The organism is Catalinimonas alkaloidigena, assembly GCF_900100765.1.
Lineage (GTDB): Bacteria > Bacteroidota > Bacteroidia > Cytophagales > Flexibacteraceae > Mooreia > Mooreia alkaloidigena.
This window is the reverse complement of the sequence record NZ_FNFO01000004.1, coordinates 113,769-136,567: the sequence shown is the minus strand read 5'-3', so window position 1 is coordinate 136,567 and position 22,799 is coordinate 113,769. Positions and strand designations below refer to the sequence as shown.

Here is a 22,799-nt window from a genome sequence, read left to right as displayed (position 1 = left end):
ACGAATGTCGGTGGTGCTTAGCAATGAAACATCATATGACCTTACAAACGTCGTTTTCCGGTCCAATGCACGAACTAACTCCAACGCAAAAAAATGAAATTGCGTAGCCGATAAATGAATTTCACGTAACTTTCGTTGTAGAAATAGCTGACGGCCACTACGTTTCAAGAACGCAGTGTTATCTAGCTTTGCTTTTTGTTTCAATCGCATGCAGACGCTTCACCAGAACTTTACGGTTTCGTACCACTACCCGGTTTATTTTACCGAGGGCCTCTTTCACCCCGACAATACGATTTTGGCCGATGTCCTGGCCAGTGCCCGTACGCCCAAAGCCTTATTTGTGGTGGACAGTGGCGTCGTGGAACACCACCCGGCGTTGCTCAAACAGATAAAGGCGTACGCCAAGGCCCATGCGCAGAAGTTTACGTTAGCGGGGGAGCCGCTCGTGGTGACGGGCGGTGAAACGGTTAAAAACGATCCCGATTTTGTAGACCAGTTGCTGAAAGCCGTCAACGTCCGGGGCATTGACCGTCACTCGTACCTGATTGCGATCGGGGGCGGTGCGGTGCTCGACATGGCCGGTTTCGCGGCGACAATTTCGCACCGGGGCGTTCGTCACGTACGCATCCCGACCACGGTCCTGTCTCAAAACGATTCCGGCATCGGGGTAAAAAACAGCGTCAACGCTTTCGGCAAGAAAAACTTCCTCGGCACGTTTGCTCCCCCGCAGGCCATCATCAACGACTTTGCGTTTTTGTCGACCCTTGACGACCGCGACTGGCGTGGGGGCATCTCCGAGGCCATCAAAGTAGCGCTGATCAAAGACAAAGTCTTTTTTGACACCATTCAGCGCGATGCGGCCCGTCTGGCAGCCCGCGAGGCAGCACCCATGCACCAGTTGATTCACCGGTGTGCGGCCATGCACCTGGAGCACATTGCCGGCGGCGATCCGTTCGAAATGGGTTCGTCGCGTCCCCTCGATTTTGGCCATTGGTCGGCGCACAAGCTGGAAACGCTCTCTGGCTTTTCGGTACGACACGGCGAAGCGGTGGCCATCGGCATTGCCCTCGACACCGTCTACTCACACCTGAAAGGCATGCTGACCACAGCGGAGCGCGACCAAGTGTTGCAACTGCTGCGTACGCTGGGTTTCACACTTTACGTGCCTGAACTGGGCGGTGACGGCGACGAATGGCCGCTGCTGGCAGGATTGCAGGAATTTCGTGAGCACCTGGGAGGCGAACTGACCATCATGCTGCTCGAACAGCTGGGAAAAGGGGTGGAAGTGCACGAAATCGACGAAACGTTGATGAAAGAAGCGATCCTGTTTCTGGAAGCCTACCAGCGCATTCCCGTTTCCATCCAATCCTGAATTTGTTAACCTTGTGGTTCCGGGCGGTTCATGCGATCGTTCCGCAACTTTTCAACGCCGATGCGGCTCTCTTCCGACTACCACCTGACGTATTGCACCAACATTCACCCCGGCGAATCGTGGGACGACATGGCGCAGACGTTGCGTACGTACGTACCGACCATCAAGGCCAAATTGCACCAGCCCTTTGGCATCGGACTTCGCCTGTCCGACCAGGCCAGCCGTGAGATTCTGGAGCGGGACGAACTTCCGAAGTTCAAGACGTGGCTGGCCGAACAGCACTGTTACGTGTTTACGATGAATGGCTTTCCCTACGGTGGGTTTCACCGGCAGCGCGTCAAAGCCAACGTCCACAAGCCCGACTGGCGCACCCGCGAACGGGTCGAGTATACGCTTCGCCTGTTCCGTATCTTGGCGGAACTTCTTCCGGAAGGCATCGAAGGCGGCATTTCCACGTCGCCGATTTCGTACAAACCGTGGTTGACCGATGCTGACGCGACGGAACATGCCTTTCGTGTGGGAGCAGAGCACTTGGCCGAAGTCGCTGCAGAATTGTACCGCATCCGCCAGCAGACCGGACAGGTGTTGCACCTAGACATCGAACCAGAGCCCGACGGGCTATTGGAAAACACGCAGGAAGTGGTCGACTTTTTTAAAGGCTGGCTGTTGCCGGAAGGAGGCGCCTACCTGCAGAAAGCATTGGGCCTGACATCACAGGAAGCGGAACAGTGCCTGAAAGATCACATTCAGCTGTGCTATGACGTATGCCACTTTGCCCTGGCCTACGAAGCGCCCGCTAACGTTTTTTCTACGCTGCGCAAAGAAGGCATTCGCATCGGAAAAATTCAGATCAGCGCGGCGCTGAAGTGGTTCTTGCCGACCGATCCGGTACAACGGCTAACGGCGGCAGAGTCGCTGCGCCCCTTCGTCGAATCGACGTATTTGCATCAGGTCGTAGAACGAACCACTTCGGGCGCGTTGGTGCAGTATCCCGATTTGCCGGAAGCCCTCGATCAGTTGACTAAATCCGATGCGGTCGAGTGGCGAACCCATTTCCACGTACCCATTTTTTTGAAGAGCTACGGCGCGCTGAGTTCCACACAGGAAGACATTGTCGCGGTGCTGAAACTGCTCAAAACCCAGAAGGTGACCCGCCACCTCGAAGTCGAAACGTATACCTGGGAGGTGCTGCCCCCCGAAATCCGCATGAGCCTGGCCGAATCGATTGTCCGCGAACTGCAGTGGGTCGAAGAAACCTGGCAGGAAACTAGCAGCGCGACCCGGTAAATAACGGCGGGACTGGAAAGCACACAGGCCGTACACTTTTTTAAGACCGACAGGTTAGCCCTTTCGGTCTCAACCAAATTTGCAAAGCGCCGTCAGGCCATTTGAACGAACGTCCATGAAAAAAACCGTTGTACTGAACGTTGTGGGGTTGACGCCCGGCCTCATCGGCGAACACACGCCCTTTCTGAAACAGTGGCGGGAGCAGGGAAAAGAAGTCTCGGTCGGGCCGGTGCTGCCGGCGGTGACCTGCTCCACGCAGGCTACGTACCTGACGGGCAAATGGCCCAGCGAACACGGCATCGTGGCGAACGGGTGGTACTTTCGGGACGAGTGCGAAATAAAACTCTGGCGTCAGTCGAACAAGTTGGTGGAAGCGCCCAAAGTATGGGACCATGCCCGCGAGCGGAACCCCGAGTTTACCTGTGCCAATCTGTTCTGGTGGTATAACATGTACTCTACCGTCGACTATTCGGTGACGCCACGGCCCATGTACCCGGCCGATGGTCGCAAACTGCCCGATTGCTATACGCAGCCGATGGAGTTGCGCGACCGCCTGCAACAGGAACTCGGTCAATTTCCACTGTTTAAATTCTGGGGGCCTAATACCAGCATCGAGTGCAGCGAGTGGATCGCCGAGTCGGCCAAGCGGGTGGAAGAGTGGCATGCCCCGACGCTCACGCTGATTTACCTGCCGCACCTCGACTACAACATGCAGCGTCATGGGTTGGATTGGACGCGCATTACGCCCGATCTGAAAGAAATCGATAGGGTTTGTGCCGATCTCATTCAGTTCTATGAGGCGCGTGGTGCGCAGTGCATCGTGCTGTCAGAGTATGGCATCACCACCGTGTCTCGCCCCATTCACATCAACCGGCTGTTGCGGGAGCACAAGTACATCACCGTCAAGGTGGAGCAAGGCCTGGAGCAGTTGGATGCCGGGGCCAGCCGTGCGTTTGCCATGGCCGACCATCAACTGGCGCACGTCTACGTAAACAATCCTGCCGACCTGCCGGCCGTTCGGGCACTTTTGGAGAAGACTGAAGGCATCGAACTGGTCCTTGACGAAGCCGGGAAGAAAAAGTATCACCTGGACCATGCGCGGGCCGGCGAGTTGGTTGCCGTAGCCGACAAAGATTCGTGGTTCACCTATTATTATTGGCTCGACGACGCCAAGGCTCCCGACTACGCCCGCACGGTCGATATTCACCGGAAGCCGGGCTACGACCCCGTCGAAATGGTGCCCGATCCGGCCATTCGCAATTTGATGTTGACCGTCGGCAGCAAGCTCCTGCGTCGCAAGTTGGGTTTCCGGGTGCTGATGGACGTAACCCCGCTGGACGCTACGCTGATTCACGGCTCGCACGGGCGGCTGGAGGAAGCTCGTGAGCACCGCCCCTTGTTGATCAGCCCTCGCAAGGACTTGCTGACCCAGGATCACGTAGAGCCCACGTCAGTCCATGACCTGATGCTGGCCCACCTATTTGAGTAGGGCAGCGCGCACTTTTTTGGAAGGATACCCGCTTCGTTTCTGTAGGTAAGGGTAAGGAAACGTAGTAAAAATACCGAGGCGAAAGGGCGTAAGGGGAGGGCAGAGTGGCGAAAGACTCTTCGTGAAGCAAAATCAGCTTTTTGAGGGTCAGCGACTTACCAGATTTATCACTTTGCGGATAGACTTCCTTACATGCGTCACTTCGTCGTAATATCAAAATTAATAACAATAATTTTATATTTTATCTTTGATTGCTTTTAGAAATAAGGAGAGTGGCAATGCTTGCTACTCGGCCTAAACAGTAATCAAGCATTACCCAAGTATGAGTGCTACGTCAGTACTAGAGTGGATTCCTCCCGTAAGATCATCAACCGACGAAGAGAAGCGAGTACAAGCCTTACGCAGTTTCCAGATTCTCGACACGCCCGAAGAAACCGACTTTGATCAAATTGTAACGTTACTGGCTCAGACATTTCGAACTCCAGTAGCGATGCTCGCCTTCTTTGACCGCAACCGCAACTGGATCAAAGCCAAAGTCGGGTTACAGTCCGACGAAGCCATTTGCGCCAACGCCTTGAACGCCTACATGATTGGCTCTCAGGAGACCCGAGGCGTGGTTGCCGTGCCGGATATCCAGGCCTGCCAACCTTACCGCGATATTGCCTGCGAGTCTCCCTTCCGGTTTTACGCCGGCGTTCCCCTGATTACTCCGGGGGGGCATCTGATTGGCAGTCTGTGTGTACTCGACCATCACGTGCGCGAGTTGTGCGCAGAACATCAGTTTGCGCTGGAAGTGATGGCCAAGCAGGTGATGAACCTCCTGGAGTTGCGTAGCAAAAACCAGCGCCTCCACCGCACGCTCGATCAGGCCCAGCTCATTGGGAATCTGGGCGTGTACGAGATCGATCTGGTCAACCATCGCTGGTTTGCATCGGAACCGTTCCAAAAGCTTTTCGGGCTGCCACCGGCGACCTCTTATCCGTTGGACGATTTCTGGAAGCTGATTCACCAGGAGGATGTAGGCGCACAACAACTGTGCTTTCGGACCAAACTGGGCGTAGAAAATAAGTTCGATTGCGAATTCCGATGCGTACATCAACAGACGGGTAAGGTATTTTATGTCCGCAACATCTGTGAAGTAATTCGCAACGAGGCTGGGCGGGCCGTTCGGATGGTGGGCATCAAACAAGACGTTTCCGATCAGGTAGCTACGCTGATGGCCCTGCAAGAGAGCGAAGAACGGTGGCAATTTGCCCTCGAAGGTGCGGGAGACGGGGTGTGGGACTGGACGGTAGGCTCCGAAACGGTCTTTACGTCCCGGCAATGCAAACGCATGCTCGGCTTCGAAGAGCACGAGTTAGGCGATGCGCTAACCGATTGGCTGGCGCGCATTCTGCCGAGCACGCCTGTCGAGGTGGAGCGGTTCACCTCGTCGTGGAATCCTAAGCAGGAGAGGGGATTGATGAAAATCCTGCAGGTGCGGGCGAAAGATGGCACCATCCGCTGGATGCTGACACGAGGGAAAGTGGTGGCCTGGAAAAGTAACGGAGAGCCGCTGCGCCTGATCGGAACGCTGAGCGACATTACCGAGCATAAAATGGCCGAAGAAGCCTTGCAGGAACGCAATACCGAACTGACGAAGGCTAACCAGGAACTTGACAATTTTGTCTATCGCGTTTCTCACGATCTGCGTGCCCCGATTTCGTCCATTCTGGGTCTGATTCACCTCATCAAAAACGAAACGGACCTGGATGTCATTCAGCACTATACCCAGCTAGCCGAACAGAGTCTACAGAAACAGGACCATTTTATCCGCGATATTCTCGACTATTCGCGCAACACGCGCCTGTCGCTGCAACCGAAAGAAGTGGATTTTCAGGAGATGTACGAAGAAACGCTGCTGACACTCAACCACACCCCCGAGTTTAAGCTGGTATGTTCCGAAGTCCGCGTAGAAGCCGAAGCGGGCGTGATTTTCCGGACCGACCCGCAGCGGCTGAATGTGGTGCTCAACAATTTGGTAGCGAATGCATTGCGCTACATGAATCCACGGCAGGAGCACTCGTATCTACAATTGTCTGCCCGCGTGGAGGCCGAAAAAGCCGTACTGTGCGTTCGCGACAACGGCATCGGCATCCACCCCGAGCACCTCGATAAAGTCTTCCGGATGTTTTACCGGGCTACCGATCACAAGCCCGGCTCAGGGCTGGGTCTGTACATCGTTAAAGAAACGGTCGAAAAGTTGGGTGGAACGGTGCAGATCAAATCACAGCCCAATGTGGGCACTGAGTTCGTCATCACGTTGCCCAATCTGGCACCGTCGGAGACTAAAACTGCGTAGCGACCGGGGCCTTGCTGCACCAGAAAGCCTGTTGGGAAGACGTCAGAACTTGACCACTTCCCAATAGGCTTTTTTCGGTTTCAGGTTTTCGTCGAACAGCAACGGATAATTTTTTCGCCCTTCGACCGGATAATGGTCGAGCCAACTGTAGCGGTCGGAGATATTCCAGAACGTGACGCTGGTCAAGACATCTTTGTGCTCCCGAAAAATCGCGAACACCTGTTTGTACTGTTCCAATTGCTGTTGCTCCCGTTCGGCCGTGAAGGCATCGGATTCACCCTCGCGCAGCGGACGCCGGAACTTTTCCCAGGGATAAACCGACACATCAAGCTCCGTCACCTGCACATCCAAGCCCAGCGACGAGAAACGCTCGATAGCGGTGCGCAGCTCCGCGGCGGTCGGTTCGTAGATCGACCAGTGCCCCTGTAGCCCCACGCCGTGAATCGGCACGCCGGCATCCACCAGTTTTTTAAGCAACTGGTAAATTCGCTCCCGCTTTTCGGGGCGTTCGGTGTTGTAATCGTTGTAGTAAAGCTGTGCATCGGGGTCCGCTTCGTGCGCCCACTCGAAGGCTTTGGTGATGAACTCTTCTCCGCAGATCTGGTACCACGCCGAGTTGCGCAGCAGTTGCGTGCTGTCGTCGGCAATGGCTTCATTCACCACATCCCAGGCGTAAATTTTTCCTTTGTAGCGCGTCACCACGGCGTCGATGTGGTCTTTCAGGCGTTGCAGCAGCACTTCTTTTGTGACCGTATCGCCCTGCGCATCGGTAAATAACCAGGGCGGCGTCTGCTCGTGCCAGCACAGGTTGTGCCCGCGCACTTTCAACCCATGTTCCTGTGCAAACTGCACAATGGCGTCGGCATCGTCCCAGAAATACCGGTCGGGTTCCGGGTGGATCGGCCCCATTTTCATGGCGTTTTCGGGCGTGAGGCTGTTGAATTGCTGCAGAATCAGCTCTGCCTGATCGCCCTGCAATGAGCGGGGCGCTACAGCCACTCCGATGGGGAAGTAATCTTTGTAATAGTCTTTAAGGCCCTGGACTGCGGCGGTAGAGTCCGCTTCCGCAGAAGTAGACGTGGATGGAGAGCCGCAGCTTTGCAGGGCAAGCCCGGCGGCTATTACCAGCGAGCCAGAAAGTAACGTACGGTAAAACCGATTCGGGAAGTAGGTCGACATGGAGAGCGTGAGGTGATGAGGCACGAAAGTACAGAAACCTCACGGCTGATGCAATCGGTTGCAAAGAGGCGATTGGGCTACCGCACGATGCGCTTCACAAGGATTTTCCGCGGCAGGAAGAGGCGCGAGCGATGAGCTCCGAACGGAGAATGATGGTGTTGGTGGCATCCAGACTTTCTTTGCCGTTCAGGTGGTTGATCAGCGTTTTGACGGCGATTTCGCCCATTTGCTGACCAGGGTAGTGCACCGTCGTCAGGTTGGGCTCCACAACGCGCGAGACGGGATCGTTGTTGAAACCGGCAAAGGCGATCTGTTCCGGAATTTGCACGCCAGCTTGTTTAAGCGCGATGATACAACTCACCGCACACGAATCGTTGGCGACAAACACGCCGTCAGGCATCGGCGCCAGGTGTTGCAGCCATGCGGCAGCTTCGGTGCCGGCTTCCGGGCTAAGGTCTGTGGTGCGTACCAGCGTTTCGTCGTAAGGCAGGCCGTGTGCAGTCAGGGCGCGTCGGTAGCCGGCCAGCCGCTCTGCGTAGACGTTCCGCCGCAAATCGCCGGTCAGGTGCGCAACCCGCCGACACCCTTGCGCTATCAGGTGGGTCACCGCCTCAAATGCTGCCTCTTCGTTGTTGATGACGATGCTCGTGCATTGCTTGTGTGCCAGCACGCGGTCGAAAAACAGCAGCGGAATGCCTTTTTTTACATACGTCTCAAAATGTTCGGTCTCTTCCGTATCGTAAGCCAGCGACACCAGCAACCCGTCTACGCGGCTGTTAAAGAGCGTTTTGGCGTTGGCGATTTCTTTTTGTGCTGATTCCAGCGACTGCGTGATGATGAGGTTATAGGCTGCCTCGTTGGCTACTTTCTCCATACCGGCCAGCACGGTCGACATAAAGTAACTGTTCAGCCGGGGAACAATAACACCCAGGGTGTTGGTGCGCTGGCGGCGCAGGTTACGGGCAAACGTGTTGGTCCGGTAGCCCATCTCCTTGGCTTTCTGCGTGATCAAAACCTTGGTGTTGCGATTGATGGCCGGATGATCGTGCAAGGCTCGGCTGACCGTGGCAGGAGAGAGGTTGAGTTGCCGGGCGATGTCGTAAATGGTAGTTTCTTTCTTCCCCATGAGTAGCGCGTAAGTTACAAGGCAATGGGCATTAGGGGGGACGTGCCAACCGAACGCTCCGCCTCTGCAGTGAGCCAATGGCGTGTAATATGCTCATTTTTCTGGTGTGCGCGTGTTCCTGATTCCGGAGACAGCCGCGCCCCCCACGCGGTAACGTGCTGAGTGTAAGTGTGCTACGGAGTGGCGGCGTATAGCGTATTTCTTTATCTTGTTGAGCGACATGGATACCCACCCCCCACCGACCAATCAGGAACGACGGCATCGTCTGGAATACAAAGCCCGCTGGATGGCCGTTCTGCCGGCAGCCGTCGTAGCGGCGGTCGCGGCAGAAGTGGCGGTGTGGGGTGCGTATCTGCTCTTTACCGACGCCTCGGCCTACTCCCGCGCGTTCATCCAGTCGGGTGTGGGCGCGTATGCATTCCTCCTGGCCGGCATGGAAGCGGCTCCCAACCATAAGAAATTCGCCGGGTTGGCGCTGACGCTTCTGTTTACGTTGTTCGGGGGCTTGATGCTGATCGTGGGGTTTGTGCAACAGACTTCTTCCGCCGAGATTCTGGGGAAAAACCTGCCGCGAATCGTGATGATCTGGCTGGCGTACGCACTGTTGCGAAAGCAAAGTCGCTACTGACCAACCTCCCCAATCTCCTTTTATTCGTTGCGCAGACTATCGACCGGATTGGCCGTGGCCGCCCGGATGGATTGCAGACTCACGGTAAGCCAGGCGACCAGAAGGGCCACTACGCCGCTGACCACCAGAAAGAGCCAGGTCTGGTCGATGTGGTAGGCGAAGTCCTGTAACCAGCGGTCGGTCGCCCACCACGAAAGCGGAAGCGCCAGTACCAGTGCCACCAGGATCGGACCCGTAAAATCGCGGGCCAGCATCAGCACAATGCCCGAAACCGACGCCCCCAGCACTTTGCGTACGCCGATCTCTTTCCTGCGTAGCAGCGTCAGGTACGACGCCATGCCCAGCAGCCCCATCGCCGAAATGAAGATGGCCAGAAACGCGAAGGTGCCGATGATGCGTCCCAGGCGTTGCTGGGTATCGTAGAGCCGCGCAATGGAGTCATCCAGAAATTCGTAGACGAATGTTTTCTGCGGGAAGAAGTCATTCCACTCGCTTTCCAGAAACTGAAGGGTGGCGGGCACGTCGTCGGGTTTGATGCGGATGGAGAGGGTCGTGAAAATGGAGGGCGTTACGTCGAAAATAAAAGGCCCAATGGGCTGACTCAGCGGATCGTAATGAAAATCTTTCACCACACCAATCACTTTGCCTTCTTTTCCTTCCCGGTTCAGCGTCTTGCCGATAGCCTCTTCCGGGGTGCCCCACTGAAACTCTTCTACCGCTTTTTCATTGACGATGAACGCTTCTAGATGATCGGTGCCCGCTTCTTTGGAAAAGCGCCGCCCGGCCACCAATTCTAAATCGAACGCCTCCAGAAAATCGTAATCGACCGAAAGACCGGGAAAAAAGAGGTTGTCTTCGGCGGTAAATCCCTCGGGAACAGCCCCCCGGCGCACGGCTCCGCTTCCCAGCGGGTCCGACGAGAGTGTGCTCGCCACCACGTTCGGGTTGTGAGCGATCTTCTCCTCGAACGAATTCAGCCGTTCGCGCAACTCTGCCGAAAAGCCTCCGAACACGTTGTTGATGCTGTTGGCGAACAGCGGCAGTTGCAACACGTGTTCCTGCTGAAATCCCAGCGGGCGGCTGCGGAGGTATTCCAGTTGACGGAACGCCACCAACGCACACCCGATCAGCGCAATGGAGGCCGTAAACTGCGCCACCACCAGCACCTTCCGCAGCGAAAAGCCACGCCCCTGCCGCGCCAGCCATTGGCCGAAATCGTTCCCCGTGGCCTCGGGAGCGACGCTCCGCGGCAGGCCCCGGCCCAGATTGCCCTTCAGCGATTCGACCGGGCGATAGTTCGAGATCACAAAAGCCGGATAAGCGCCCGCCAGCAACCCGGTCAACAGGAAGACGCCTACAAAACTGAGGAGAAGACCAGGCTCCAACAGGTAGCTGAACGTCAGTGACTTATCGGTAAGCGCGTTGAGTTCGGGCAGCAGCAGGTGGACCAGCAGAAGCGAAAGTAAAAACGACAGAAAACTGAGCAGCAGCGACTCGCCCAAAAACTGGCCAATCAGTTGCGTACGCTCGGCACCCAGCACTTTGCGCATCCCAACTTCGCGGGCGCGTTGCAACGAGCGGGCGGTAGTCAGGTTGATGAAGTTGATGCAGGCGATCAGCAGCGTGACCAATGCAATGGCAATAAAGACGTAGACGTAGGTGATGTCGCCGGTCGGTTCCGAAACGGCCTGAAACGCAGGCGCATGGAGGTGAAGATCAAGCAGGGGTTGCAGCGTAAACGTCTGCTGGTCTTTGAGGGGAGCGGTGCTGCGTTGGTCCAGAAAGCCCCGCATTTTTGCGTTGACGGCCCGGTACGATTGCTGTGGATGCAACAGCACGTATGTAAACGAGTGGGAGATGATCCAATTTTGCGCCAGGTTGTCGCGTCCGCCCTCGGGCAGGGTAGCCAGCATCGACTCGTAGTTGGCCAGCAGCGGAAAGTGGATGTGCGAATTATCCGGATAACTGCGAATCACACCCGTGACGCGGAACAGGTGTTGCCCGTCGAGCAGCAGCGTTTTCCCAACGGCATCGGTCGTCCCGAAATACTTTTCCGCCATTTCGTCGGAGATCAGGAGGGTAAATGGCTCGTACAGAGCGCGTTCCGGATTGCCCGCTACAAAATCGAAGTGAAACAGGCGGGTGATCGACGAGTCGGCAAAGGCAAAGTGGGTCTCTTCGTAGCGCTTGGGATTCTCGTCGGTGGTCGAAAGTCCGGCGGCGCGCACAAAAATACGCGCCGTAGCCTCTACTTCCGGAAAGTACTCCTGCATGGCCGGGGCGATAGGGGGGGGCGTGCGGGCGATGTTGATTTCGTTGCCCTGCATTTCGATGGAATAGTTGAGGCGGTAGAGGCGCTCTGCCCGGGGCTGAAACCGGTCGTAACTCAACTCATGGCGGACAAACAGTAAGATCAGCAGGCAGCAGGTCATGCCCCCGGCGAGGCCAATGACGTTGATCAGGGTATAGCCGCGTTGCCGGACGAGGCTGCGGTACGCGACTTTGAAATAGTTTTTGAACATAGGAGGCTGGCGCTAAAAAGCCCTGATTTACCGTTTTTTAGGATAAGACACGCTGAAAATCGGCTGAGTGGATGCAAAATCGGATGGAAGGACGAAGCAAAACGCAGGAATGGTAGCGGGTTACCACCGGTTGCGCACAACTTTATACCTTTGTCGCCGTTTTGAGTGATCTTCGTTGGGGAACGTGTTAACCACCCGACCGAAGTGCCCGGCTTCTATGAATGTAACTGACCCGCTGGCTGAAACGCCACATCCGCCCCGAAAGCTCTCGATCGTCATTCCCGCCTACAACGAGGCCCGGACCATCCACCTGATTCTGGACAAAGTACGGGCGGTTGTGCTGGACGGTGATTTGCGCAAGGAGGTAATTGTTGTCAACGACTGTTCTTCCGACGACACCGAAGGGGCGCTGCGACGCTACCAGGACGCTCATCCGGAGTTGGATCTGCAGTACTTTCGCCACGAAGTAAATCAGGGAAAAGGGGCCGCGCTGCATACGGGCATTGCGCGTGCTACCGGCGACGTGGTGCTGATTCAGGACGCCGACCTGGAGTACGATCCCCGCGAGTACAACATCCTGCTCCGCCCGATGCTGGAAGGCGTCGCCGACGTGGTGTACGGCTCGCGGTTTATGGGCGGCAAGCCCCACCGCATCCTCTTTTTCTGGCACACGATCGGCAACCACTTCCTCACGTTCCTGTCCAACATGTTTACCAACCTGAACCTGACCGACATGGAAACCTGCTACAAGGTGTTCCGGGCGGAAGTGATCAAGGGCGTCGCGTTGCAGGAAAAACGGTTTGGGTTCGAACCGGAGGTCACGGCCAAAATTTCCCGCATTCCCCGCATTCGCATCTACGAAGTGGGCATCTCGTACTACGGTCGTACCTACGCCGAAGGCAAGAAAATCAACTGGAAAGACGGCGTACGGGCCATCTACTGCATCCTGAAATACGGGCTTCTGGGAAGCAAATGAGTAAGGAGTTGAAGGCTTAACGCTTAACCCGGGAAGAGAGCAAGCGCTTTCGCCTTACCAATGTGTAGACACCAGGGCTACTTCTCTGCACGCTAAGCCTTCAACCCGCACTTACTTGCCGGGGCCGTACTGATCCCAGTGGTCCGTTAATTCCAGCACCACTTGGCTACCCACCCGATAGGCCGCGTCGAGCGCCGGGAGAAAGGCCGTATAGCCTTTGCCCTGCAACTTCTCCCCGCTGAGGCTTTCTGCCGCCGTAATGCCGTCGTACTGCATTGTATAATTGCTGGCCGTACGCAAGACCAACACCCGGTCCAGGTTGGCCCTGCCGTCCTGCGCCAGAAAAGAAAGCGACTGCAACGTGCCGGTATCTTCCATCGCCGACGTTACGAAGTTGCCTTTGCCCTGGGTCCAGTACCGAGTCCAGTCGTTAGCCCACTGGTTCAGAAGTTGGCCGTGCCAGTAGGTGCTGGCCGCCAGTTGATCGCCCTTCAGCACGAAGGGTGGCTTTTGTGCGTTGGGATGGCTCTTGTAGAGGCTACGCAGGTTGGCAACCGCTTCGTTGTCCTGCAACTCCGTGTCTTTCGTCAGTTGATAGGCCCAGTCGACCAGCTCCGGATTCAGGTGGTAAAACGCGCCCTCCGGATCGTCGGGCAGCGGCTCCTGATACGGCGTGGCCGCGCGCAGAGGAAGGAACCCCGTTGCCCAGTCGTCGGGAATTTCACGCGCGTCGATTTCGTGCGACAGGTCGCCGTCGATCAGCCATTCGGCCCAGGCTGCCGAACCTGCCGAGGCGTCTTCCGGGTCCACCCCCGCAATGCCCGCCACCAGCCAGTAGGCCTGGCTCAGGTCGAAACGCGGGTCCATGCCCAGCGCCATGACCGACGCGGCGGCCCGTGCCGTCCCCATGCCCGTCACCATCCCCAGCACCTGTTTTTCGGCGTTGTAACGCAACTGCCGGTAGCCTTGCGGAAATTCGATGACGCTGTCGAGAGGCAGGCGTTCCACCCAGTTCTGAAATTCGCCGGGCCGGTCGCCGCTGTCTTCCCCGTTTTCAAACATGGTGACAACCACCACCCGCACCGGAATCTGCGCAGCGGGTGCTTCCGCAACGGGCTCGGGCGTTGCACAAGAAATAACAAGAAGGACAAGGGGAACGAGAGAAAAATGCTTCATGGAGTTTGATTCAAAAACAGTTCGGCTTCTTGGATAAAATTGTTCCAGGCGGCTTCCCACCGGGCCAGTGCGGCCTGTTTGCGTTCGTCGGGTAAGCTGCTGTACAACAGCGAGTTTTGGGTCAGCTTTTTCAGAGCCCGCAGGTCGAGTTGCCACGCCAGGAACGCCGACCAAAAATCGTAGCTCAGGCCGCTGTAGCCAAAAATGGCCGGATCGTCGGAACTGAGGGCGATCTGCACGCCCCGCCGCAGCAGGTAACTGGCCGGATGCACGCGCAAGTCGCCCACATAATCCAGCATCTGGTTGCTGAGCGGTGAAACTTCCACGCAGATGTCCTGTTGTTTGATCCGCTCTTGCAGCGACGGAAAATGGTTGAGGTTGAAGCCGTGCCCGATGCGGCGACTGTTCAGCAATACGGCATCGTAAAGGTTCAGCAGACTGGCCCAGTCGGTTTCGCCATCGTGCAGGTAGAGCGGCATATCGACGCCGTACACCTGCGCCAGCGAGTCCATCTTCAGCCAATTGTCGAGGAAAAACAACGTTTCGTGTCCGGCATCTTCGTTGGCGACCAGGTCGAAGCCGCGCACAAAATCAGGGTACTTCCGGCGAACGCGGTACGCCTGTTCCAGAATCTGAAACGTTACGTCAACGGGCAGAAAGCGCACATTGGTGTAGATCAGCATGAGCGAAAATTCCGGGTGCTGCCGCTGCACCTCTCGCTCCAGTTGCGCCAGGTACAGAATGGACGAGTCGGCGGTGTAGTAACCCGACTGGCGCGGGTGGTCCAGGTCGTAGAGCCCTTCCGGAAAAGCGCGCAGCTCCACGTGTTGAATGCCGTCGGCCAGTAGCGAATCGAACATAACGCGGTGGTAGGCTACGAAGTTGGGCTGGTAAGCCGTAAAGCCCCCCAGGCGTTGAAAAATCCGGTCGAATTCGTCCCAGATGTCGAGCGTATCCTGCATAATTTCTGCCGGGTCCAGCACCAGCAGTTCGTACAGGTCCTCCCGGAAAGAAGCATCTTGTTGTGCCAGTTCATGGGCGGGGTAAAAGCCGTCGGGCTGGGTGCCTTCCCGAAAGTAATACATCTCGCCCCGCAGGTGTTCGGCCGTATCGTCTTGCCAAAAAACGTAGCTGTTCGGCTGCGTCACAAGGCGCTCGATCAGCCAGTGAAAGTCGAACGCCGCCGAGCCGTGCAGGTGTAGCAACCCGCCTTTCGGCAGGTGGCGGAAGAGTTGGAAAAGGGGCGTCGCCTCGATGTGCGACTTGGACTTGTAAAACGGATGGGCCGGAGGAAAAAAGCCCAGGGCTTTGTAGCCTTCGATCATCGAGTCGCGCAGCGCTACCAGCTTCCGGTTCACCGCTTCTTCTTGCGGCGAAAGCACCACGTCCGCGTCGAACCGCATCAGGCTGTCTTCCCGCAGCAACGCTTGCCGCGCCTCCAGGTACGCGGCCCGGTCTGCGTACGGCATCGGAGCTGCCTCACGCGGTGCATCCGTCGGAGCTACGGTGGTCACCCGCGGCGCACACGCCTGAAAAAGAAGCACCAGCACCAGACAACTTCCGGGAAAACGCACGTTCATGAAATGGTTTGAAGTTGAAAGTTTAAGGTTCAAAGGGGTTTTACGTGTTAAGCGTTAAACGCTACACTTGCCTACGTCATGATGAATTTGATGATGAACAGTACGGCAATGATGGCCATGACCGGGTGCAGTTGGCGGATTTCGCCTTTGGCCAGCCGCAGCAGCGCGTAGACGATGATGCCCGCCCCGATGCCGTTGGCAATGCTGTACGTAAAGGGCATCAGCACGATGACCAGAAACGCCGGCACCGCTTCCGACAGGTCGTCGAAATTGATTTTGCGGACCGAGCCCAGCATCAGCACACCGACCATGATCAGGGCCGGCGACGTGGCCGCCGTGGGAATCAGACCGGCGAGTGGCGACAGAAAAATGCAGAGCAGAAACAGTCCGCCCACGACCAGGGCGGTGAGGCCCGTGCGCCCGCCCGCCACGATGCCCGTCCCGCTTTCGATGTAGGTCGTCGTGGTGGAGGTGCCCAGCAGTGAGCCCAGCGTGGTGGCGATGGCGTCGGCCAGCAGTGCCCGGTTGATGCGTGGCAATTTGCCGTCCTGGTCCAGAAATCCGCCTTTTTCGGCCGTGCCGTAGAGCGTGCCGAGTGTATCGAACAGGTCGACCATGGTAAAAGCAATCAGAATGGCCAGCAGGTCCAGCACCTTCCGGAAGAAAGAGCCGTCGGCTTGCCCAAACAGTTGCGTGAAGTCCAACTTCAGAAACGTAGGTGTGAGGTCGAACTGGAAGCTCAGCGCCCGGTTGGGTAGGGGTGTCAGGCCGGTGACGAGGCTCAGCACACTGATGGCGACGATGCTGATCAGAATGGCCCCGGTCACGTTGCGCAGCATCAGCACGGCCATCAGCACGAATCCGAGTACCGCCAGCAACACGTTGGGGTCGTTCAAGTTCCCGAACTGCAGGATTTGCGGCGGGGCCTGATTCACCAGGTCGACCAGTTGTCCTTTTTCCTGCCACGCGTCCGAAAGCACCAGGTCGATGATCGGCCCCTGGTTCACGTCGATGATCCCCGCGTTGTTCAGGCCAATCAGCGTGATGAACAACCCGATACCCGCCGGAATGGCGTGCAAAATGGCGGGAGGCAGGGCTTCGGCAATGGCTGCCCGCCAGCCCGAGAGCGTCAGCAGAATGAACACCACCCCCGACACAAACACGACGGCCAGCCCTCCCTGCCACGTGTAGCCCGCCTGAAACACCAGTGTGTAGACAAAAAAGGCGTTGAGGCCCATGCCCGGTGCCTGCGCAAACGGGTAGTTCGACAGCAGGCCAGTCAGTAGTGAGCCGGTTGCCGCCGCCAGGCACGTCGCCAGCATCGCGCTCTGGAAATCCATGCCCGCTTTGGACAGAATGGCCGGATTCACGAAGATGATGTACGCCATCGTCGAGAAGGTGGTCAGCCCGGCAATGATTTCCTGCCGGAGGGAGGTAGAATGGTGCGCTAAACGAAACAGACGAGTCATCTAATCAACAAAGGTAAAAACGGACGCAGGCGGGCCAGACGGCGTGCTTTTTTGCCGAAACCGACACAAAAGGCGGTGGCAGAAAAGGCACGAAACGATGGTGGGTGACGGCGGCCGCGCGGCTGGGCCGCGTGGCGCTAAGGCCGCGTAAAAATGTCGAATAGTTCATTAAGATAATATTTCCTGAAAAAAAAATTAATGTTTTGTAATCTCTGCCCGGCGTGCTTACTTAGTGGTTTCAACCTACCTCGGACTGGCAGTACCCTCCCACCTTCGATGAGTCTTGCATAAGATTCTGACCAGTTCTCTCGGCGTCGCAATCACTAACTCCCTTATTCTATGCGAAAAACGCTACCCTTTTTCGGCCTGTGGGCTGTGCTGTGTATGGTGTTTACAAGCCATGCATGGGCCCAGGGGGCTACCTCCGCCCGGATCACCGGCGTGGTCATGACCGAGGGCGAACCGTTGCCCGGTGCGACGGTGATCGCCGTCCATCTGCCGACCGGGTTCGAGTACGGCACCGTCACCAACGCCGACGGACGCTTTACCTTGAACAACGTGAACGTAGGCGGTCCGTACCGCATCACCACGTCGTTCGTGGGGTTCGACGAATCGGTGACCGAGGGCATGAGCCTGTCTCTGGGACAAACACTGGACCTGCCCGTGGAGCTGAGAGAATCGTCGGTGACGCTCGAAGAGATCGTGATCAGCGGTTCGGGCATTTTTGATGGTAACCAGACGGGGGCCGAAACGAAAATCAACGAAGAAACCATCACCAGCATGCCGACGGTAGAACGGGGTCTGAACGACTTCACTCGTCTGACGCCCCAGGCGTCGGTGGGCAATGCGGCGGCGGTGAACAGCGGCGCGATTTCGTTTTCGGGCATCAACAACCGCTTCAACGCCATCTTCATCGACGGCGCGGTGAACAACGACGTGTTCGGGTTGGCCAACTCGGGGACCAACGGCGGGCAGGCGGGTATTTCGCCCATCAGCCCCGATGCGCTGGAGCAGATCCAGGTGGTATTGGCTCCCTACGACGTGACGTTAGGAGGCTTTGCCGGTGGGGGCATCAACGCCGTGACGCGCAGCGGTACCAACGATTTCGAAGGGTCGGCCTACTACTTTTTCCGGAACGAGGACCTGACCGGTAAAACCCCGACCAACAACGAAAATGTGGAGCGGACCAAACTGGCTCCCTATACCGTGCAGACGTACGGCGCTCGCCTCGGCGGACCCATCATCAAAAACAAGCTCTTTTTCTTTGCGAACGTAGAAGTCGAAAACCGGGAAGAGCCGCGTCCGTTCATCATCGACGACTACCTGGGCGGCGCCACCCTGGCGGACCTGGATGCCGTCCGGCAGGCACTGATCGACCGGTACGCGTACGATCCGGGAGGCTACCTGAACAACGCCCAGACCACCGACGGGCTGAAGATTCTGGGCAAACTGGACTGGAACATCAACCAGAACCATAAGCTTTCGATGCGGCACAGTTATGTGAAGGGCAACACCAAAATCTACCCGCGCCCCAGCACCACGTACCTGTCGTTCGAAAACGGCGGCTACATTTTCCCGTCGACGACCAACTCGTTTGCGGCGGAACTGAAAAGCAACTTTGGCTCGCAACTCTCCAACAACCTGATTTTTGGGGTGACGACCGTGCGCGACGACCGCGACATTCTGGGGCAGCCGTTCCCGAGCATCATTCTACAGGACGGTCCGGCGCAAGTGGTGGTCGGTACGGACAATTTCTCGTATTCCAACATCGTGTTTCAGGATGTCTACACGCTGACCGACAACTTTAACCTGTACAAAGGAAAACACACCTTTACGTTCGGGACGCACAACGAATTCTTCAAGATTCAGAACCTGTTCACGATCTTCTCCACGCCGCAGTATCTATTCAATAATGTCATACGTGATGCCGAACAAGTGTCTGGTGTGAACCGCTTTCTAAACGGAGAGCTACCTGACCGTGTATTATTCGGGCATGAACAATTAGCGCCCGGACAATCACAGATCCGGCTGGGCGACAATGCACTGAATTTGGGACCTACGTTCAATGCCATGCAGATGGCGTTCTACGCGCAGGATGAATTCCAGGCATCCCGCAATTTGAAGCTGACGCTCGGCTTGCGGGCCGACATTCCGGTTTTTCTGGAAAATCCACCGCTGGAGAATACGGCATTCAACACCACGACTGTGCCGCTTCTTGAGCAGTATTACGACCTGAAAGGTGCGCGCGCCAGCAATACGCCGAACACGCAGGTGTTGTGGAGCCCCCGGGTGGGCCTGAACTGGGATGTAAACGGTGACAAATCTACCCAGTTGCGGGGCGGGGCCGGCATTTTCACCAGCCGGGTGCCGTGGGTGTGGCCGGGCGGTATGTACATCCGAAACGGCCTGAACAGCAGCGTGTTTTTTGGCGTGAACACGCCGATCTACGCCAACCCGGACCAGTGGCGGACCAACCTCTTCAACAGCACCAGTCCATCGGGCGACGTCGATCTGTTCGTGGAGAACTTCAAGTACCCGCAGATTTTCCGGGCCAGCGCTGCCGTCGACCAGCAGTTGCCCTGGGGATTGGTGGGGTCTGTCGAGTTGCTATACACCAAGACGCTGAACAACATCAACGTCAAGAGCGTCAACCTGAAACCTTCGGAGACAAATTTGCAGGGCGCTGACGACCGCCCGCGCTACAACTGGAGCGATGCCAACGCCGGTCGGGTCGATCCGACCTATACCAACATCACGCTGGTGGACAATACCAGCGAAGGATATACCTGGAACTTCACGGCGCAATTGCGGAAGACGTTCCCGAGTGGCCTGACCAGCGGTGCGGCCTATTCGTTCACACGCGCCTATTCTCTGTTCGACGGGCTGGGCTTCATCAACTACGAGAACTGGGACGATGTGCTGAGTGTCGAGGGGAAGAACCATCCTGCGTTGGGCCGCTCCGACTTCGATGCCGGTTCGCGCGTAACGGCGTTCCTGTCGTATCGCCAGTCGTACCTGGAACATGCCGCTACCTCCGTCTCTCTGTTTCTGAACGGGCAGTCGGGCCAGCCCTTTTCGTACGTCTATAACGACAACAATGCCCTGACCGACGAGTCGAACAACAACAGCTCGACCAACCTGATCTACGTGCCTGCCGCCCAAAGTGAAATTGTGCTGGTCGATCAAGTCAACGAGACCGGCGACGTAGTGAAAACCGCGGCGCAACAGTGGCAGGAACTGGACAACTACCTCAACAACGACGCCTACCTCAGCACCCGCCGCGGGCAATATGCCGAACGCAACCGCTCGCGCACGCCGTTTGAGACGGTGGTGGACCTGAAGCTGGCGCAGGACTTTTTTGTCGAAACCAGTGGCGGGACTAAACACACGCTGCAGATCACCCTGGACGTGTTCAACGTCACAAACCTGTTGAACAAAAACTGGGGGCGTCGCTACTTCGTGAGTGGAGGGGCTTTCCCGCTGATCAACTTTGTCGGCTTTGAGGAAGGTACCAACGTGCCCACCTTCACCTTCAATGATCCGGGCACGCCCTATAGCATTGTGCAATCGGGCATCTACAGCGCCCGCTGGAACGCGCAATTAGGACTGCGGTACAGCTTCTAACGATAAATAACAACCTTTTGAACAAGCCGCTCGGGTGCAGAACCGGGCGGCTTTTTTGTTGGGGCAATACAGGCAGAGAAGAATAATAAAGTTTATGAAATTTCTTTAAGGAAGTAGTAGCTCTGTGCAAATGAGGAAATCTATGCTCCTGTGGGTACTGTTGCTGACACTTGTTGGGGCTGCGCAAGGTTTACATGCGCAGTCTGTCCTTTCTTTACGTCCTCACTATGGCATGCAAGTGCTCACCTGTTCGCTAGAGGACCGTGATGGCAGTCCGTCGTGGTTCCGCTATAATAACTTTGAAAACCACGTCCCTTATGGGTTGCTGTTGCACCTGCGGCTCAACGACCGCTGGAGCGTAGCGTCAGGCTGGTACCGAGGGGGAGCCGGATGGAGTTATAAATTCAAAAATCCCCCTGGCGTGCATCAGCGGCACGCAAGAGGAGGCGAACTGGATCATTACCCGTTGTTAGGTTATTATGACTTGAAGCAATTCCGGTGGGGACGGCTCTACCGGCGGCCCGAGCGGATCTCCGACCTCACTTACGACAACGACGATATTTTCTACCTGTTTCTGTTTCGGGTCCAGGCGTTTGCCGGAATCAGTTATGATCATCTGGTGGCAGACGGCGATGATAACAAAACAGAGTTCATAAATTTCGGAAATCTCACACACAATGTAACGAACACCGTTGTGACGCGACGGGGCGCTTCCTTATGGTTAGGTACGGCGTTGCAGTTCCGCCATCAGGGGAAGGATCGGTTGCAGCTACGGTTGTACTACGTACAGGGTCTCCGCAAGCTGGTGAACATCGACCTGGAGTACGACTGGGAAGGGCAGACCTACCGGCCGCAACTGGGTGTGCGCGGCTCGGCGTTCGGCATCGACGTGTCGTATCCCATTCGGCTGGCGCGCTTCTACCGCGACGGCCGGCCCCGGTAGCAGGCGTCAGCCCACTTCCGTCAGAGATTCGTCTTTGAAGTTAAAGCCCCAGCCGGGGCGGTCGTGCGGCGTCGCCATGCCGTCTTGTATGACCAGCGGATGGTCGATCAGCGGATCGATCCAGTCGAACGACTCGGCACCGACGCCATTGGGAATGGTACAGAGGAGCGGCACGTCGTAATCCTTGTAGAAATGGGGGAGGACCGGCACCTGGAAACTCTGGGCCAGCGCCGCGCTTTGCCGCCACGCTTCCACGCCACCGATCCGCAGCAGGTCGGGCTGCCAGATGTCGAGGGCGTTGCGTTGCACCAGTTCACGGAGGGGGAGGGGGCTGAATTCGCGTTCGCCCATCGCCAGCGAGACGCCCGCCTGCGCCTTCAGCGTCTGGTACCCCTGAAAATTCGTGTGGTCGATCGGCTCTTCGAACCAGCGGATCTGCAGGGACTGGGCCGCCTGCGCCAGTTGTAACGCAGTGGACACGTCCATGCCCTGGTTGGCATCCATCATGATGTCGACCCGAGGTCCCACCGCTTCCCGTACCTTGCGCAACCGCTCCAGGTCTTCGCGCCAGTCGGGTTTGCCGACTTTGATCTTCACCGCCCGGAAGCCACGCTTTCGGTAGCCGGTCACTTCCTCCAGCAACTCTTTCTCTGAATACGAAAGCCAGCCGCCGCTGCCGTAAATTGGCACCCGGTGCGCGTGCGTGCCCAACACTTTCCAGATCGGTTGGCCGAGCGTTTTGCACCACGCATCCCACTGCGCCACGTTAAAGGCGGCCTGCGCCCACCGGTTGAGGCCCTCTTGTCCGAAGTATTCCGTGTCGTGGTTGACGGTCTGGAACAACCGGCCGGTTTCGTGGACGGGTGTGCCGACCACCCGCGCGCCAGCGTCGTGCAACGCCCCGACAATGGCGCGGGGACTGTATTGAAAACTCAGCAGGTACGCTTCGCCTACCACGCCTCGGTCGGTGTGCAGGCGCACGACCAGAAACGAAATTTCGGTCAGCGTATGCGTGGCGTCGGAAAGGGGTTTTTCCAGGCGGGTCTGGGCCCGGTAGAGGGCGAACGATTGGATACGGGACATGGAA

General features: G+C 57.1%; 15 protein-coding genes. 8 read left to right on the top strand and 7 right to left on the bottom strand.

Going from position 1 to position 22,799, the window contains the following annotated elements; genetic code table 11:
* Positions 1-208: 208 nt before the first annotated feature.
* The 4 genes from BLR44_RS11450 to BLR44_RS11435 all read left to right on the top strand — a co-directional run bounded on the left by BLR44_RS11450 (position 209) and on the right by BLR44_RS11435 (position 6,489).
* Positions 209-1,372, top strand: coding sequence for a 3-dehydroquinate synthase (locus BLR44_RS11450; protein ID WP_089681912.1), 1,164 nt, complete (start codon positions 209-211; stop codon positions 1,370-1,372).
* A 60-nt stretch (positions 1,373-1,432) separates the two neighbouring features.
* Positions 1,433-2,659, top strand: a complete 1,227-nt coding sequence (gene eboE, locus BLR44_RS11445) for a metabolite traffic protein EboE (protein ID WP_089681910.1) — start codon at positions 1,433-1,435, stop codon at positions 2,657-2,659.
* A 115-nt stretch (positions 2,660-2,774) separates the two neighbouring features.
* Positions 2,775-4,148 carry an alkaline phosphatase family protein gene (locus tag BLR44_RS11440; RefSeq protein ID WP_089681908.1) on the top strand — a complete coding sequence of 458 codons (1,374 nt, stop codon included), beginning with the start codon at positions 2,775-2,777 and terminating at the stop codon, positions 4,146-4,148.
* A gap of 322 nt (positions 4,149-4,470) precedes the next feature.
* Complete coding sequence (locus BLR44_RS11435) at positions 4,471-6,489, top strand: ATP-binding protein (RefSeq protein WP_089681906.1); 2,019 nt, start codon at positions 4,471-4,473, stop codon at positions 6,487-6,489.
* A gap of 42 nt (positions 6,490-6,531) precedes the next feature.
* Here the strand turns inward: BLR44_RS11435 and BLR44_RS11430 are convergent, their stop codons facing one another.
* Together BLR44_RS11430 and BLR44_RS11425 are read right to left on the bottom strand one after the other, a co-directional pair.
* Positions 6,532-7,692, bottom strand: a complete 1,161-nt coding sequence (locus tag BLR44_RS11430; RefSeq protein ID WP_245706036.1) for an endo-1,4-beta-xylanase — start codon at positions 7,690-7,692, stop codon at positions 6,532-6,534.
* A 70-nt stretch (positions 7,693-7,762) separates the two neighbouring features.
* Positions 7,763-8,794, bottom strand: coding sequence for a LacI family DNA-binding transcriptional regulator (locus BLR44_RS11425; protein WP_089681902.1), 1,032 nt, complete (start codon positions 8,792-8,794; stop codon positions 7,763-7,765).
* A 220-nt stretch (positions 8,795-9,014) separates the two neighbouring features.
* Here BLR44_RS11425 and BLR44_RS11420 point away from each other — a divergent pair, with 220 nt between their 5' ends.
* Positions 9,015-9,422, top strand: a complete 408-nt coding sequence (locus BLR44_RS11420; RefSeq protein ID WP_143017242.1) for a hypothetical protein — start codon at positions 9,015-9,017, stop codon at positions 9,420-9,422.
* 20 nt (positions 9,423-9,442) lie between these two features.
* On the opposite strand, the gene BLR44_RS11415 is transcribed toward BLR44_RS11420, so the two are convergent.
* Positions 9,443-11,944, bottom strand: coding sequence for an ABC transporter permease (locus BLR44_RS11415; RefSeq protein WP_089681898.1), 2,502 nt, complete (start codon positions 11,942-11,944; stop codon positions 9,443-9,445).
* A 217-nt stretch (positions 11,945-12,161) separates the two neighbouring features.
* On the opposite strand from BLR44_RS11415, the gene BLR44_RS11410 reads away from it, so the two are divergent.
* The gene (locus BLR44_RS11410; RefSeq protein ID WP_089681896.1) at positions 12,162-12,920 is read left to right on the top strand and encodes a glycosyltransferase family 2 protein; all 759 of its coding nucleotides are present in this window, start codon (positions 12,162-12,164) and stop codon (positions 12,918-12,920) included.
* A gap of 111 nt (positions 12,921-13,031) precedes the next feature.
* On the opposite strand, the gene BLR44_RS11405 is transcribed toward BLR44_RS11410, so the two are convergent.
* The 3 genes from BLR44_RS11405 to BLR44_RS11395 form a co-directional block, all read right to left on the bottom strand.
* Complete coding sequence (locus tag BLR44_RS11405; protein ID WP_089681894.1) at positions 13,032-14,096, bottom strand: purine nucleoside permease; 1,065 nt, start codon at positions 14,094-14,096, stop codon at positions 13,032-13,034.
* Positions 14,093-15,676, bottom strand: a complete 1,584-nt coding sequence (locus BLR44_RS11400; protein WP_089681892.1) for a hypothetical protein — start codon at positions 15,674-15,676, stop codon at positions 14,093-14,095. The genes BLR44_RS11405 and BLR44_RS11400 overlap by 4 nt, the downstream gene beginning before the upstream one ends.
* 71 nt (positions 15,677-15,747) lie before the next feature.
* Positions 15,748-17,145: an NCS2 family permease gene (locus BLR44_RS11395; protein ID WP_089681890.1), complete on the bottom strand. Its 1,398-nt coding sequence runs from the start codon at positions 17,143-17,145 to the stop codon at positions 15,748-15,750.
* Positions 17,146-17,484: 339 nt separating this feature from the next.
* Here BLR44_RS11395 and BLR44_RS11390 point away from each other — a divergent pair, with 339 nt between their 5' ends.
* Positions 17,485-20,769, top strand: coding sequence for a TonB-dependent receptor (locus tag BLR44_RS11390; RefSeq protein ID WP_089681888.1), 3,285 nt, complete (start codon positions 17,485-17,487; stop codon positions 20,767-20,769).
* 232 nt (positions 20,770-21,001) lie between these two features.
* Positions 21,002-21,712 carry a hypothetical protein gene (locus BLR44_RS11385; RefSeq protein WP_143017241.1) on the top strand — a complete coding sequence of 237 codons (711 nt, stop codon included), beginning with the start codon at positions 21,002-21,004 and terminating at the stop codon, positions 21,710-21,712.
* 6 nt (positions 21,713-21,718) lie between these two features.
* Here the strand turns inward: BLR44_RS11385 and BLR44_RS11380 are convergent, their stop codons facing one another.
* Complete coding sequence (locus BLR44_RS11380; RefSeq protein WP_089681882.1) at positions 21,719-22,795, bottom strand: mandelate racemase/muconate lactonizing enzyme family protein; 1,077 nt, start codon at positions 22,793-22,795, stop codon at positions 21,719-21,721.
* Positions 22,796-22,799 lie beyond the last annotated feature (4 nt).

Coding starts and splice junctions, on each gene's coding strand:
- BLR44_RS11395 (WP_089681890.1), bottom strand. CDS start 17,145: ATGACTCGTCTGTTTCGTTTAGCGCACCATTCTACCTCCCTCCGGCAG.
- BLR44_RS11400 (WP_089681892.1), bottom strand. CDS start 15,676: ATGAACGTGCGTTTTCCCGGAAGTTGTCTGGTGCTGGTGCTTCTTTTT.
- BLR44_RS11440 (WP_089681908.1), top strand. CDS start 2,775: ATGAAAAAAACCGTTGTACTGAACGTTGTGGGGTTGACGCCCGGCCTC.
- eboE (WP_089681910.1), top strand. CDS start 1,433: ATGCGGCTCTCTTCCGACTACCACCTGACGTATTGCACCAACATTCAC.
- BLR44_RS11435 (WP_089681906.1), top strand. CDS start 4,471: ATGAGTGCTACGTCAGTACTAGAGTGGATTCCTCCCGTAAGATCATCA.
- BLR44_RS11415 (WP_089681898.1), bottom strand. CDS start 11,944: ATGTTCAAAAACTATTTCAAAGTCGCGTACCGCAGCCTCGTCCGGCAA.
- BLR44_RS11450 (WP_089681912.1), top strand. CDS start 209: ATGCAGACGCTTCACCAGAACTTTACGGTTTCGTACCACTACCCGGTT.
- BLR44_RS11390 (WP_089681888.1), top strand. CDS start 17,485: ATGCGAAAAACGCTACCCTTTTTCGGCCTGTGGGCTGTGCTGTGTATG.
- BLR44_RS11405 (WP_089681894.1), bottom strand. CDS start 14,096: ATGAAGCATTTTTCTCTCGTTCCCCTTGTCCTTCTTGTTATTTCTTGT.
- BLR44_RS11385 (WP_143017241.1), top strand. CDS start 21,002: ATGCAAGTGCTCACCTGTTCGCTAGAGGACCGTGATGGCAGTCCGTCG.
- BLR44_RS11420 (WP_143017242.1), top strand. CDS start 9,015: ATGGATACCCACCCCCCACCGACCAATCAGGAACGACGGCATCGTCTG.
- BLR44_RS11380 (WP_089681882.1), bottom strand. CDS start 22,795: ATGTCCCGTATCCAATCGTTCGCCCTCTACCGGGCCCAGACCCGCCTG.
- BLR44_RS11410 (WP_089681896.1), top strand. CDS start 12,162: ATGAATGTAACTGACCCGCTGGCTGAAACGCCACATCCGCCCCGAAAG.
- BLR44_RS11425 (WP_089681902.1), bottom strand. CDS start 8,794: ATGGGGAAGAAAGAAACTACCATTTACGACATCGCCCGGCAACTCAAC.